Raw genomic sequence first — 12,416 nt, forward strand, 5'->3', positions numbered from 1 at the left:
CTACCCGTCGGCGTAGACGGGGATGTCGTCGTCCCACGGCTGGGCCGTCACCATGTCGGCGACCCGGACGTACCCGCGTTCGAACTCCCCGGTCGCCGCGTCGACGAGCCGGTAGCGCTGGGTCTGCGTCTGGATGGGCTGACCGTCGATCAGCACCACCCGGACCTCGCCCGGCTCGAAGTGACACCGCTCCTGCAGCGCCGCGATGAGCTGCTCGTTGCACATATGGCCGTCGCCGAAGTTCCAGCCGATAGCCGTGCTGGTGATGCGCTCACCGTCGGTGAGGACATAGTCGGCCTCGTTCTCGCCGGCCATCGCGCGGTGGGCCAGGGTGAACATCGCCCGACCGTGCGTGTTGAACGCGCGGAAGGCGTACCCCATGTACATGTACAGCTGCGCGGTCTCCGGACTGCCGTAGTACCGCTCCATCTGTGCCGCAGGCATGCTGGCGATGGCGACGACGTGCTCGTCGATCTTCGCCGACGCCGACGGTTTCATGCACCACAGCGACGTGTCCCAGTTGCCGGCGTAGTAGCGCATCCCGGGCAGGAACGAGACCTTCCGCGGCGCCAGGTTTCCGATGGTGACAACGGTCGCGAGGACGGCGAACAACACCAGCGGCCACGGGCTGTGCATATCCGTCAGCCCCACGCCGGCGTGGCCGACGAAGAGGAACAGCACGCCGAAGATCATGAAGACGTTCCACTCCAGCGGGACCCCCATCGGGATCGACGCCAGTATGCCGAAGTGGAAGCACACCATCACCGTCGCGGCGATCGCCGTCGGCCAGCCGCCACCGCTGAAGAACAGGACCAGCGGGACGCAGAGTTCGATCGCGGTCGCGATGTGGGCGACCAGTCGGGACAGCCCGCTGGGCCGCAAGTCGTGGGGGAAGTCGGTGAAGAACTTCCGCTTGAGCCACCGCGGGCGCAGCACCGGATTGTTCGACATCATCGTTGAGATCACGAACGGGAAGTGCCGGTTGAGTTTCGACACCGCCGCCCCGATCCAGATCATCAGGAACACCAGTTTCGCGGCGACGATGATGTCGGTCCCGGCGAAGAGGAACGCGACGGCGAGCGCCCCGTACACCTCGCCGCGGGCACCGAGGAAGATCGACTTGTCGCGCAAACCGCACACGGCCAGCAGTCCGACGATCGCCGCGATCTGCCAGGTCGGTAGGACACCGACGGTGCTGCCCAATTGAGGGATGGGGCCGGTTCCGCCGCTGCAGAGCGCGACGACGAGCATGACCAGCAATCCGGCGTACAGCGCGACGTCGATGTAGGTGCGGGTCGTGCCCCGGGTGAAGGGCACTCGGCCCGGCCACGGCGGAAGCCGGATGGTGTCCGGGCGCAGCCAATAGAGGATCGAGCCCATCGGTGGGAAGAACCGGTTGTTGAGCGGGCCGAATCCGCAACCGAGTCCGATGACCTCGAACAGCATCGTGAACAGAACGACCTTTTCGAGGACGATCGGCTCGGTCCACCACTGGTCGATTTGCCCGACGCCGCCGATGCCCGGCGTCAACAGGACGATGACCAACGCGACCCCGGCGTAGGCGAGGATCTTCACCACGTAGAACAGGTGGAGAACGACCGGCGTGCCGAATCCGACCTCGGCCCAGTGGCGGGCCATCGGAACGATCTTCTCCGCTCGCGTCCCTTTGCTCCATGCTGCGAAGTCCTCGACCACCGGTGCGTCTTGCTTGAGGAACCCCATGGTCGGACGCTAACACGCCAATCTAGAACGTGTTCTAGATTTCTCGCTCGCCGCCACGCGTGTGGGCGTTCCGGCTGTCCGCGGTCAGCAACAGCTGCACTGGCAGCCGGACTCCTTCGATGTCTCGGTCGTGGTCACCTCCTCGGTCGGCGTGCAACAGCTCAGGGTGACCGATGCATTGTCGTCGTCGATGACGTTGATCGTGAGTTCGATGCGGGACACGACTCCTCCTAGGTGATTCGATATTTGTCGAATTAGTGTCGACGTTCTCTGTGTAGCCACCTATTCGATATATGTCAAGAAGGTGGTAGGTTGGACGCCATGCCCAAGGCGCTTCCGATCATCGACATGAGGGAACCGGTGTGCTGCTCGCCGGTCGCCGCCGAAGCACTCGACGATGCCGCCGCCCTGGAAGTCGCGATGCGCCTCAAGGCTCTGGCCGATCCGATGCGGGTGCGGCTGCTCTCCCTGATTCTCAATTGCGACGAGGAGTGCACGACAGGCGCGTTGGCCCGGACCGTCGGGCTCGCCGAGTCGACGGTGAGTCACCATCTCGGCCAACTTCGCAATGCCGGTCTGATCAGCTCCGCTCGGAACGGGATGACGGTGCGTCATATCGTCAGGCGCGACGCCCTGTCGGCGCTCTGCGGAGTGCTCGATCCGGGATGTTGCTGAGAGGTGGAAGTTGCCCAGGAAACCCTGACATAGCCGTCGCGACCGAGCCTGTCAATGTTTACGGGACCGATCCTGGGGTGTCCGATTCTGGCGATTGGACAGCGTTTCGCGACATCGTCGAGCGCGGCCCGTCTCCCGCCATACGCTGGCCCGACATCGCACGGAGATGAAAGGCCGACAGTGACGCGAACCGACGACGCAGTGTCAGTACCGGACAAGAAGGCGCATGCCAAGCTGCTCGGCGCCGGTCTGATCGGCAGCTCGATCGAGTGGTACGACTTCTTCGTCTACGGAACGGCGGCCGCCCTGGTATTCGGCAAGGTCTTCTTTCCCGACGCGTCGCCGCTGATCGGTACCCTGTTCGCCTTCAGCACCTTCGCCGTCGGGTTCGTCGCACGCCCCGTCGGCGGCATCCTCGCCGGGCATTTCGGAGACAAGATCGGTCGCAAGCCGATGCTCCTCTGGTGTCTCATCGCGATGGGAGTCGCGACCTTCCTCATCGGCTGTCTCCCGGCGGTCCCGCTGGACGACGCGGGGAACTCCGTCGGCATCCTCGCCTGGCTGTCGCCGCTGCTGTTGATCATCTTGCGCTTCATCCAGGGTCTGGCCTGTGGCGGGCAGTGGGGCGGCGTCGTCCTGCTGCTGACCGAATCGGCCGGTCCCAAGAAGCGCGGATTCGCCGGCACCTTCGGTCAGATGGGCGTCCCTCTCGGCCTGTTGCTGGGCAATCTGATGATGCTCCTGATGAACTCGATCCTGAGCGACCAGGCGTTCCTGAGCTGGGGCTGGCGAGTGCCGTTCTGGGCCAGCGCCGCACTCGTGCCGGTCGTGCTCTACATCCACCTGCGGGTCGAGGACTCACCCGAGTTCCTGGCGCTGCAGCGCGAAGTCGTCGAGCGGAACAAGGACAAGGAAAAGATCGCCCAAGCGCCGCTGTCGGAGGCCATCCGGGGCCACTGGCGCAAGATCGTCATGGGAGCGGGACTGCTCGCCGGCACCAACGCGGCGTTCTACGTCACCGTCGCAGGCTTCGTCAGCTACGGCAGCAAGAAGCCGGCCGACGGCGGCCTCGGCATGAGCAGCAACAGCATTCTGGCGTGCGTGATGCTGGCATCACTCGTGATGCCCGTGTTCATCATGGCTGCCGGCGGTATCTCCGACCGGATCGGCCGACGGCCGCTGATCCTGGTGGGTGCCACCGTATTGGTGATCTGGGCATTCCCGTTCTTCTGGCTCGCCAACACGACCAACGTCGGTCTTCTGGCCGTGGCGATTCTGGTGTCCAGCATCGGCCAGGCGCTCACTTATGGTCCGCTGGCCGCGTTCATGGCCGAGTTGTTCGCGCCGCGCATCCGCTACTCGGGCGCGTCGATGGCCTACCAGTTGGCGGCGGTCGCGGTCTCAGGCATCGCGCCGCTAGTGATGACCTGGATCATCGCCGAAACAGCATCGACGACGGGCGTCGCCCTCTACCTGATCGCCATGTCGGTGATCACCCTCGCGTGCGCGTACTACCTGCCCGAGACCAACGGCCAAGCGGTACGCGACGACCCGAAGGCGTTGCCCGGCATCCCCGCCTGAGCATGCCCGCGCCGGGTAGCCTGATTTCGATGTCGGGCTTGCCGTCGTCGCGAACGCGGGGGTTATGACGATGGAATGGACGTTTGAGCGTCTCTCGCGAGGTGTGTGGCAACCGAGTCTGGTTGGTTCGTACTTCGCCGATCGAGGTCTGTGCGGGGTGTCGGGCAACGCCGGGCTTCTGCGCTTCCACGACGACGAGTCCGGTCCGATCGCACAGGAGTTCGTCGACAGCGCCTTCGGCGGGCGCGGAGTCCGTGCCGACGTGTTCGCCTTCGACTGGCGGGCGAGGCAGTTCGCGATCAGTTCGTGTTTCGACGCCGAGGGGAACTACACCGGTGGGGGTCAACCGCCGACGATCGTCGCCCTCGACCCGTTCGACATGGTGACCGAGCCGTGGGGGCTCACGGTCGATCAGTTCGAGGCGGCTCTGTCGCTGAACGCTGTCGAGGAGCAGTTGAAGCCAGCCCTGTTCGAGAAATGGCGGAGCGCCCAGCAGGTCAAGCCGTTGACATTGACGATGTGCGCGGGCGCAACGGTTCCCGGGTTCTACGGCGGCCAAATCGATGTCGACAACCTCGAGTTGAACACCGTCGGGGTCTACCTCGCCTTTATCGACAGCCTGTGGGCGCGGGCCAAGGACGAGGACCCAGGCACGCCGGCCACCGAGTTGAACCTCTGATGCCGACCAACCTCAAACCAGCGGAGTGGCGCGAACTCAACGCCGAGCTGGTGCCTCAGGTCGGCGCGTGGCTGGATCGTCATTCCGACCTGTTCACCGTCCGTGGGGCCAAGTTCGTCGAACGGGCGCTGGCAAAGGCAAATCTCGCGGGCGAGACCGGTACTCGCCTGTTGTTCGAACCGGTGCTGCTCGTGGCGACGGCAGTGGAGCCTGCCGACATCGACGAGTTGTTCGCGGTCTGCGACCGGATCCCGTTTACCGGGGACTTCTCTCAGTGGGACTATGCCAAGGCGGTATACGCCGCCGGGTATCGAATCTACGAACGGCGTGGTGACGCACAGAAGGCACGGCATCCGTGGCTGATGCTTTCGTTCCCGGTCAACGGGGGGCGACTGGCCGAGCCGTTTGCCAACGATGCCGCTGTTCCCGCGATGATGAACCGTGCCAACGGCGCCGGTCTGGGCATCAGCCCCCAATACCCGCGCCCAGTGACCACGATTCCCAAGCTTCAGCACCTGCTCGGCGCCGTCCGCGAGTGGACCATCATGTGGGCACTCGGGGGATCGGAGCAATGGCCGCGCGAGCGGCTCGACGCCGACCTGGCCGAGGCCATTGCCAACGCGTCAGAGTTCATCAACGCGCGCTAGCGGTGCCGCCGCCAGGATCGGCCGGCTCGCCGACCCGCGTGCGCTGCACTTGCTCGGGGATCGCCGTATCAGTGCCCCCTCGTGACCCATTCCTGCCGATGCGGAGCCTCGTCGCCGATGGTGGTGGAGTCGCCGTGGCCGGTGTGCACGACGGTCTCCGGCGGGAGTGAGAGCAACTTCTCGGTGATCGAGTCGATGATGTCGTCGAAGCTGGAGAAGCTGCGGCCCGTCGCGCCCGGTCCGCCGTGGAACAGCGTGTCGCCGGAGAACAGCACGCCCAGCTCGGGGGCGTAGAGGACGGACGAGCCGGGGGAGTGTCCCGGAGTGTTGATCACGCGCAGCACCGTGCCGCCGACTTCGATCTCCTGCCCGTCGGACAGGTCGTCATGCGCGACGCCCGGGTGCGTCTGTTCCCACAGCATGTTGTCCCCGGGATGCAGCAGGATCGGAGCGCCGGTGGTTTCGGCTAACTCCGGGGCCACGGTGACGTGGTCGTTGTGGCCGTGGGTCAGCACGATCGCCTTGACCGCGCGCCCGCCCACCGCGTCGAGGATGGGTGCTGCGGAGTGGGCCGCGTCGATGATCACGCATTCCTCGTCGTCGCCCACGATCCAGATGTTGTTGTCGACGTCCCAGGTTCCGCCGTCGAGGCTGAACGTCCCCGATGTGACGACGTGATCGATGCGTGCCGCCATCAGATCATCACCACCGAGCGCAACACCTTGCCGGCCTCCATGGCCGCGAACGCCGCCTCCACGTCGTCGATCCCGACTCGTTCCGTGACGAATCGCTCCAGCGGCAGCCGTCCCTGCTCGTAGAGGTCGATGAGCATCGGGAAATCGCGCTCGGGAAGACAGTCGCCGTACCAGGAGGACTTCAGCGCCCCGCCGCGTGAGAAGAAGTCGACCAGCGGCATCTCCAACCGCATCTCCGGCGTCGGCACCCCGACGAGCACGACGACTCCGGCGAGATCGCGCGCGTAGAACGCCTGCTGATAGGTCTCCGGCCGGCCGACGGCGTCGATCACGACATCGGCCCCGTTTCCGTCCGTCAGGTCCTGCACGGCCGTGACGACGTCCTCGACCTTCGACCCGTCAATCGTGTGCGTCGCGCCCAGTTCCCTGGCCCATTCGAGTTTCGCGGCATCGCGGTCGATCGCGATGATCGTTGTCGCTCCCGCCAGCCGTGCACCGGCGATCGCCGCATCGCCGACACCGCCGCAGCCGATGACCGCCACCGAATCGCCGCGCCCGACGCTGCCGGTGTTCATCGCGGCGCCCAGGCCGGCCATCACACCGCAGCCGAGCAGTCCGGCGACGGCCGGATCGGTTTCCGGGTTCACCTTCGTGCACTGCAATTCGTGGACGAGCGTTTTCTCCGCGAAGGCTCCGATGCCCAGCGCCGGTGTCAGCTCCGTGCCGTCGGTCAACGTCATCGGCGCGCTCGCGTTGAACGTGTCGAAGCAGTACCACGGCCGGCCGCGCTTGCACGCGCGGCAGTCGCCGCAGACCGCACGCCAGTTGAGGACGACGAAATCACCGACTTCGACGTGGTTCACGTCCGAGCCGACCGATTCGACGACACCGGCCGCCTCGTGGCCGAGCAGGAAGGGGAACTCGTCGTTGATGCCGCCCTCCCGGTAGGCCAGGTCGGTGTGGCACACCCCGCAGGCCTTGACCGACACGACCACGTCGCGGGGGCCCGGATCGGGGATCACGACGTCGACGACCTCTGTCGGAGACTTCTTGCTTCGGGCGATGACACCTTTGACAGTTTGTGACATGGTTCCAGACTAGACACGTGTCCAGGTGCTAGACCTGGATAGGTGGATATTGCCCGGGAAGTTGCCCGCGAGCGTCTCGCGCGATGGTCGCGGCAGACGGTCGCCAACGACGGGAGCCTGCGGCCGTCGGCCGTCGCTCTGACCGTCGTCCGCCGTGCGAGCGAGCACGGGATCTGGATCCTCAAGCGCCCCGCAACGATGCGCAACCATCCCAATCAGTACGCGCTGCCCGGCGGCCGGCTCGACGAGGGTGAGACCGCCGTCGAAGCCGCGCGCCGGGAACTGCTCGAGGAGACCGGGATCGAGACGACCGACGCCGACGTCCTCGGAGTGCTCGACGACTACGAGACCCGCTCGGGCTACGTCATCACCCCGGTGGTGTGCTGGCTCGACGACGACCCGCCGCTGCGGCCCAATCCGGCCGAGGTCGCGCAGAGCTTCTTCGTGCCCTTCGACTCCCTCGTGCGCACGCCCCGGTTCCTGCGGATCCCGCAATCGCCCCGGCCGGTGATCCAGCTGCCGATGCTCGGGCAGTTGATCCACGCGCCGACCGCCGCCCTGATCTACCAGTTCGCCGAGGTGGTTCTGCGGGATCGGCCCACTCGCGTCGACGATCTGGAGCAACCGGTCTTCGCCTGGCGCTGAGGCCCGAAAGAACACTTTTCAAGAAAATTCTGGCAGACTCGGGAATTAACCGGACCAGGGTCCGGTTACGTGGACTGGACCATCCGATTCCACCTGTCCTTAGGAGTTACAAATGCCAACTGCAGTCACCGCCCCCATCCAGGCAGGCACCTGGGTCATCGACCCCGTTCACTCGACTGTCGCCTTCTCCGTCAAGCACCTCATGGTCAGCAAGGTGCGAGGCAAGTTCGATACCTTCTCGGGCGCCGTGACCGTCGCCGAGGACGGCACGCCGTCGGTGAGCGCCGAGATCGACGTCGCCTCCATCAATACCGGCAACGAGCAGCGCGACGGGCACATCCGCAGCGCCGACTTCTTCGACGCCGAGAATCACCCGAAGGCCACCTTCGTCTCGACCGATGTCCGCCCCGACGGGGACGACTACGTCCTGGTCGGCGATTTCACCCTCAAGGGGGTGACCCGCCCGGTCGAGCTGGAGCTCGAATTCAACGGCGTGAACCCCGGCATGGGCAACGGACCGGTTGCCGGTTTCGAGGCCAAGACTGTCATCAACCGCAAGGACTTCGGCATCGACATCGAGATGCCTCTCGAAGGCGGCGGCGTAGTCGTCGGCGACAAGATCACGATCACCCTTGAGATCGAGGCCGGTCTACAGGCCTGATCAGTGCTATCGCGGCCGGCCGGTCGCGCGTCCACTAATGTCGAAGCTAACTTTCGACGAGGAGGACGCGTGGCCGGCCGTGATCGCGCAGCGCACCTGCCGCGTGCAGTCAGAGAGCGACTTCGTCGACTGCACCTCGAGCAGATGTCGGGGTTCGACGAGCAGAATTGGTCGGGCCTCGACGACAAGCAGCGCAAACGGATCGTGTCCGGCGCGGTCGGCGTCTCCGCGGTCGCGCTCGTCGGCGGCAACGCACTCATCGGCCTGGAGACCTTTCTGCTCGTACAGCTGGCCCTCAACGGGGGGCAGCTGAGCCGCATCGCCGACCTGGACACGCCGCTGCTCGTGGCGATGGCATTGGCACTCGTCGTCGGAACCGTGCTGAACCTGGTGTTCGGGATGCTGGCCCTGCGGCCGCACTTGAACTGGTTTCTCTCCGGCGCGCGTCCCGAGGTGGGGCGCCGCGACGCGATTCGACGCATCCCCATCCGCCAGGTCTACGGCACGATGGCGGCGTGGGCGATCTCGCTCGCCGTCTACCTGCTGTTCTCCATCGGCCGCGGCCCGAACGAGTTCCTCGTCGTCGCGGGCGGTTTCACCCTGGCGGCCCTGTCCAGCGGCTGCTTGACCTACATCTACGCCGAGCGCGTCGCCCGCCCCCTGTCGGTGATGGCGATGCGCGATCAGCCGACCGCCGAAGTGAAATACAGCGTCCGGATCCGAATGCTGTCGGTGTGGCTGGTCTCTTCGGCCGTGCCGATGGCCGGCCTGCTCGCGGTCAACATCGGACGCCAGGTGGGCCTCTTGCCTCCGCCGGGAGGTCCGGTCGACTGGCTGACCATCGTCATCGCGGTGATCGGTTTGGCGGCCGGAACCCGGGTGGTGCTCCTGGTCGGTTCGACGCTGGTCGACCCTCTCGACGAGTTGTCGAAGGCGATGAGCGACGTCAACAAGGGCGACTTGAGCGCGCGCGTCCCGGTCTACGACAGTTCGGAACTCGGCGTCCTGCAGTTCGGGTTCAACAAAATGGTGGAAGGGCTGGCTGAACGCGAGCGGATGCGCGACCTGTTCGCGCGACATGTCGGCTCGACGGTCGCCGAGCATGCGCTGGCCCGCGGCGACGAGATGTCCGGGGCCACGACCCCGTCCGTGGGTGTGCTGTTCGTCGACATCACCGGTTCGACGATGATGGGTGCCCGGCTCGACCCGGAGACGGTCGCCGGCCTGCTCAACAGGTTCTTCACGATCGTCGCCGAGGTCGTCGACGACCACGACGGCTTCATCAACAAGTTCGAGGGCGACGCGGCGCTCGTCGTCTTCGGTGCACCGGTCGCGCTCGACGATGCCGCGGCCGCCGCGTTGCGGGCGTCGCGTGCCCTTGCCGACCGGCTGCGCGAGGAGTTGCCGATCAAGTGGGGCATCGGGGTGTCGCACGGCACCGTCTTCGCCGGTGACATCGGTGCCGCGACCCGCTACGAGTACACGGTGATCGGCGACCCGGTGAACGAATGTGCCCGACTTTCCGAAGTCGCGAAAGATGCCAAGGTTCCCGTCGTCGCCAGCGGTGACGCTGTCGCGGCGGCGGGTCCCGAGGCGCAGAACTGGGTGCGGCGCGGTTCCCTCCGGTTGCGCGGCCGGCTCACCGAGACCGAACTCTACCTGCCCGCCGCCACGGTCGCCGCCCTCGATGCCCGCGCGCCCGTGGTGCCGACGGTCAGCGACGTCGTGCGCGGATTGACCAGGCTGCCGTTCCAGCGCGTGGCACGGCGGCGCTGAGCCTATAGAGGAGGTCCGGATGAATGCGCGAGACGAACTGGTTGAACGGCTGCGCGAGCACTTGGCCGAGGAACCGGTGACCCGGGAGATCTCGATGTTCGGCGGCCGGGCTCTCATGGTCAACGAGAAGATGGCCGTCTGCGCGCTCAAGGATGGTGACCTGCTGGTTCGAGTCGACGCCGGTGAGCACGACGATCTCCTGCGCCGTCCCGGGGCCGAGCAGGCTGAGATGGGTGCCGGTCGCGAGATGGGCCCGGGATGGATCGCCGTCGCCGGTGAATCGATAGGTCGCGACGAGGAACTCGTCTTCTGGCTGGAGAAGGCGCTGGAGTACAACCGCGCCGTGACCCGAACCTAGTCGACCGGCATCTCGGGTCCGACGTATTCCTGGACGCGCACGGCTTTGCCGTCTTTGACGTCGACGAGCTGGACCAGGTGGAGCCTCATCGGCTGACCGGCGAGGTCGATGGCGATGTAGCACTGGTTGAAGAACCCGTTCTCGGTGTAGGTCACGCCCCGAGCTTCGAACTGGGGCGGAATGTCGCCTGCGCGACGACGGGCATCTTCGACGGCCTGCGGTACCGAGACCCAGGCGTTGTCGGTGCTGTGCCACACCTGACAGTCGTCGGAGCACATCTCGGCGAACTGGTCGAGATCGTTGAGGGCGAGGGCCCAGCGCTCGCCGAGTGCGCGTGTCGACTGGTCGGGGACGATGGTTGCGGTCATGTGAGCTGCACCCTTCTGTGCATGAGTCTGTGACTGGTGTCACCAATAGTGGCTGCCGCGCCGGTGGCCGAGTGTCCAACATCTAGGACACTTCGTGCAGGCAGGCTGGCCGCGATGCCACTCGACCACCCAGCAACTACCCCAGCCCGCTCGCGATGGTCTCGATACACCCGCTCCTTCGTCGCGGCCACTCGACCACCCAAACAGTGGCCCGGCCCGCTCGCGATGATCTCGATACGCCCGCTCCTTCGTCGCGGCACTCGACCACCCAAACAGTGGCCCCGGTTCGGATGGCATGGTCTCGATACGGCCGCTCCTTCGTCGCGGCCACTCGACCACCCAAACAGGGGCCCCGGTTCGGATGGCATGGTCTCGATACGGCCGCTCCTTCGTCGCGGCCACTCGACCACCCAAAGCGGACGTCATCGTTGGGTGGTCGAGTGAATCCCGAGCGTGCGAGGGATTTGTATCGAGACCATCGCGAGGTATGCCGCGCTACCCGCAGCCCGGCACCGGAAGGCGCGAGCTGTGAAAAGATCGTGATCGAGGGGTGTCGCGATTGCGCAGAACCGCATACCGCTGCGGATCTTGAGTGACCCGACACAGCAGACAACATCACCGCATAGCAAGGAACCAGCCATGACACTCGACTTGGGCGACCAATCCGGCCGCACCGCGATCATCACCGGCGCCAACAGCGGCCTCGGCAAAGAGACGGCAATCGCGCTCGCGAAGGCCGGTGCCGACGTGGTGCTGGCCTGCCGCAATCTGGACAAGGCGAATGCCGCGGCCGCCGAGGTGGGCCCCGGCGCCCGCGTCGAGCAACTCGACCTGGCGAGTCTGGACTCGGTGCGCGATTTCGCCGACCGGATCGATCGGGCCGACCTGCTCATCAACAACGCGGGCGTGATGGCGGTTCCTTATCGAAAGACCGCCGACGGATTCGAGATGCAGATCGGTACCAACCATCTCGGCCACTTCGCGCTGACCCTGCTCCTGCTGGACAAGGACAAGGTCTCCGACCGTGTCGTCACCCTCTCGTCGTTCATGCACCGCCTGGGCAAGCTGGACTTCGACGACCTCAACTGGGAGCGCCGCCGCTACAACCGCTGGCGCGCCTACGGCGATTCGAAGCTGGCGAACCTGCTGTTCGGCAAAGAACTGGCGCGTCGGCTGGCGGCCTCGGGATCGTCCGTGGTCTCGACGATCGCTCACCCCGGCTACGCCGACACCGAACTCCAGTCGCACACCGAATCGATCCAGGATCGGGTGATGGTTCTCGGCAACAAGCTGATGGCGCAGTCGGCGGCCGACGGTGCGCTGCCCACGCTGTACGCGGCAACCAGCGCCCAGGCGCGCAACGGCGGCTTCTACGGGCCGACCAAACGGGGCGGGATGCAAGGACCGCCCGGACCGTCGGCCTACCGCAAAGCCGCCGACAACGAGCAGTTGGCCACCCGCCTGTGGCAGATCTCCGAGGAGCTGACCGGGGTCAGCTCCTCGGTCTAGACCGACGGGGCG

The 12,416-nt window shown here is 66.0% G+C and carries 14 protein-coding genes; 9 read left to right on the forward strand and 5 right to left on the reverse strand.

The features are described from left to right. Window positions 1–1,722: a DUF3556 domain-containing protein gene (locus tag GOARA_RS10800; RefSeq protein ID WP_007322403.1), complete on the reverse strand. Its 1,722-nt coding sequence runs from the start codon at window positions 1,720–1,722 to the stop codon at window positions 1–3. An 84-nt stretch (window positions 1,723–1,806) separates the two neighbouring features. Next, window positions 1,807–1,944, reverse strand: coding sequence for a hypothetical protein (locus GOARA_RS20220; RefSeq protein WP_170265505.1), 138 nt, complete (start codon window positions 1,942–1,944; stop codon window positions 1,807–1,809). Between the two features lie 99 nt (window positions 1,945–2,043). Here GOARA_RS20220 and GOARA_RS10805 point away from each other — a divergent pair, with 99 nt between their 5' ends. The 4 genes from GOARA_RS10805 (at window position 2,044) to GOARA_RS10820 (ending at window position 5,304) form a co-directional block, all read left to right on the forward strand. Beyond that, entirely contained in the window at window positions 2,044–2,397 is a 354-nt protein-coding gene (locus GOARA_RS10805) for an Rv2640c family ArsR-like transcriptional regulator (RefSeq protein ID WP_040522749.1), read from the forward strand. 201 nt (window positions 2,398–2,598) lie between these two features. Further along, the gene (locus GOARA_RS10810) at window positions 2,599–3,978 is read left to right on the forward strand and encodes an MFS transporter (RefSeq protein WP_007322405.1); all 1,380 of its coding nucleotides are present in this window, start codon (window positions 2,599–2,601) and stop codon (window positions 3,976–3,978) included. A 64-nt stretch (window positions 3,979–4,042) separates the two neighbouring features. Then, window positions 4,043–4,657, forward strand: coding sequence for a hypothetical protein (locus GOARA_RS10815; protein ID WP_007322406.1), 615 nt, complete (start codon window positions 4,043–4,045; stop codon window positions 4,655–4,657). Next, window positions 4,657–5,304, forward strand: a complete 648-nt coding sequence (locus GOARA_RS10820) for a hypothetical protein (RefSeq protein ID WP_007322407.1) — start codon at window positions 4,657–4,659, stop codon at window positions 5,302–5,304. The genes GOARA_RS10815 and GOARA_RS10820 overlap by 1 nt, the downstream gene beginning before the upstream one ends. 68 nt (window positions 5,305–5,372) lie before the next feature. On the opposite strand, the gene GOARA_RS10825 is transcribed toward GOARA_RS10820, so the two are convergent. Together GOARA_RS10825 and GOARA_RS10830 are read right to left on the reverse strand one after the other, a co-directional pair. After that, complete coding sequence (locus tag GOARA_RS10825; protein WP_007322408.1) at window positions 5,373–5,999, reverse strand: MBL fold metallo-hydrolase; 627 nt, start codon at window positions 5,997–5,999, stop codon at window positions 5,373–5,375. Then, entirely contained in the window at window positions 5,999–7,087 is a 1,089-nt protein-coding gene (locus GOARA_RS10830) for an S-(hydroxymethyl)mycothiol dehydrogenase (RefSeq protein WP_007322409.1), read from the reverse strand. The genes GOARA_RS10825 and GOARA_RS10830 overlap by 1 nt, the downstream gene beginning before the upstream one ends. A gap of 42 nt (window positions 7,088–7,129) precedes the next feature. Between GOARA_RS10830 and GOARA_RS10835 the strand changes: the two genes are divergently transcribed. The 4 genes from GOARA_RS10835 to GOARA_RS10850 all read left to right on the forward strand — a co-directional run bounded on the left by GOARA_RS10835 (window position 7,130) and on the right by GOARA_RS10850 (window position 10,527). After that, window positions 7,130–7,732: an NUDIX hydrolase gene (locus tag GOARA_RS10835; protein ID WP_007322410.1), complete on the forward strand. Its 603-nt coding sequence runs from the start codon at window positions 7,130–7,132 to the stop codon at window positions 7,730–7,732. A 112-nt stretch (window positions 7,733–7,844) separates the two neighbouring features. Next, a complete protein-coding gene (locus GOARA_RS10840) occupies window positions 7,845–8,393 on the forward strand; it encodes a YceI family protein (protein WP_007322411.1) in 549 nt (182 codons plus the stop codon). Window positions 8,394–8,462: 69 nt separating this feature from the next. Next, entirely contained in the window at window positions 8,463–10,169 is a 1,707-nt protein-coding gene (locus GOARA_RS10845) for an adenylate/guanylate cyclase domain-containing protein (protein ID WP_138947653.1), read from the forward strand. A gap of 19 nt (window positions 10,170–10,188) precedes the next feature. Beyond that, window positions 10,189–10,527: a TfoX/Sxy family protein gene (locus GOARA_RS10850; protein ID WP_007322413.1), complete on the forward strand. Its 339-nt coding sequence runs from the start codon at window positions 10,189–10,191 to the stop codon at window positions 10,525–10,527. Here GOARA_RS10850 and GOARA_RS10855 read toward each other — a convergent pair. Then, the gene (locus GOARA_RS10855; RefSeq protein WP_007322414.1) at window positions 10,524–10,895 is read right to left on the reverse strand and encodes a nuclear transport factor 2-like protein; all 372 of its coding nucleotides are present in this window, start codon (window positions 10,893–10,895) and stop codon (window positions 10,524–10,526) included. The genes GOARA_RS10850 and GOARA_RS10855 overlap by 4 nt on opposite strands. Before the next feature lie 639 nt (window positions 10,896–11,534). On the opposite strand from GOARA_RS10855, the gene GOARA_RS10860 reads away from it, so the two are divergent. Then, on the forward strand, window positions 11,535–12,404 hold the full coding sequence (locus tag GOARA_RS10860; RefSeq protein WP_007322415.1) for an oxidoreductase: 870 nt from the start codon (window positions 11,535–11,537) through the stop codon (window positions 12,402–12,404). The last annotated feature ends 12 nt before the right edge of the window (window positions 12,405–12,416 follow it).

Source organism: Gordonia araii NBRC 100433 (genome assembly GCF_000241265.1).
GTDB lineage: Bacteria > Actinomycetota > Actinomycetes > Mycobacteriales > Mycobacteriaceae > Gordonia > Gordonia araii.

Coding starts and splice junctions, on each gene's coding strand:
- GOARA_RS10800 (WP_007322403.1), bottom strand. CDS start 1,722: ATGGGGTTCCTCAAGCAAGACGCACCGGTGGTCGAGGACTTCGCAGCA.
- GOARA_RS10805 (WP_040522749.1), top strand. CDS start 2,044: ATGCCCAAGGCGCTTCCGATCATCGACATGAGGGAACCGGTGTGCTGC.
- GOARA_RS10815 (WP_007322406.1), top strand. CDS start 4,043: ATGACGATGGAATGGACGTTTGAGCGTCTCTCGCGAGGTGTGTGGCAA.
- GOARA_RS10820 (WP_007322407.1), top strand. CDS start 4,657: ATGCCGACCAACCTCAAACCAGCGGAGTGGCGCGAACTCAACGCCGAG.
- GOARA_RS10825 (WP_007322408.1), bottom strand. CDS start 5,999: ATGGCGGCACGCATCGATCACGTCGTCACATCGGGGACGTTCAGCCTC.
- GOARA_RS10830 (WP_007322409.1), bottom strand. CDS start 7,087: ATGTCACAAACTGTCAAAGGTGTCATCGCCCGAAGCAAGAAGTCTCCG.
- GOARA_RS10840 (WP_007322411.1), top strand. CDS start 7,845: ATGCCAACTGCAGTCACCGCCCCCATCCAGGCAGGCACCTGGGTCATC.
- GOARA_RS10850 (WP_007322413.1), top strand. CDS start 10,189: ATGAATGCGCGAGACGAACTGGTTGAACGGCTGCGCGAGCACTTGGCC.
- GOARA_RS10855 (WP_007322414.1), bottom strand. CDS start 10,895: ATGACCGCAACCATCGTCCCCGACCAGTCGACACGCGCACTCGGCGAG.
- GOARA_RS10860 (WP_007322415.1), top strand. CDS start 11,535: ATGACACTCGACTTGGGCGACCAATCCGGCCGCACCGCGATCATCACC.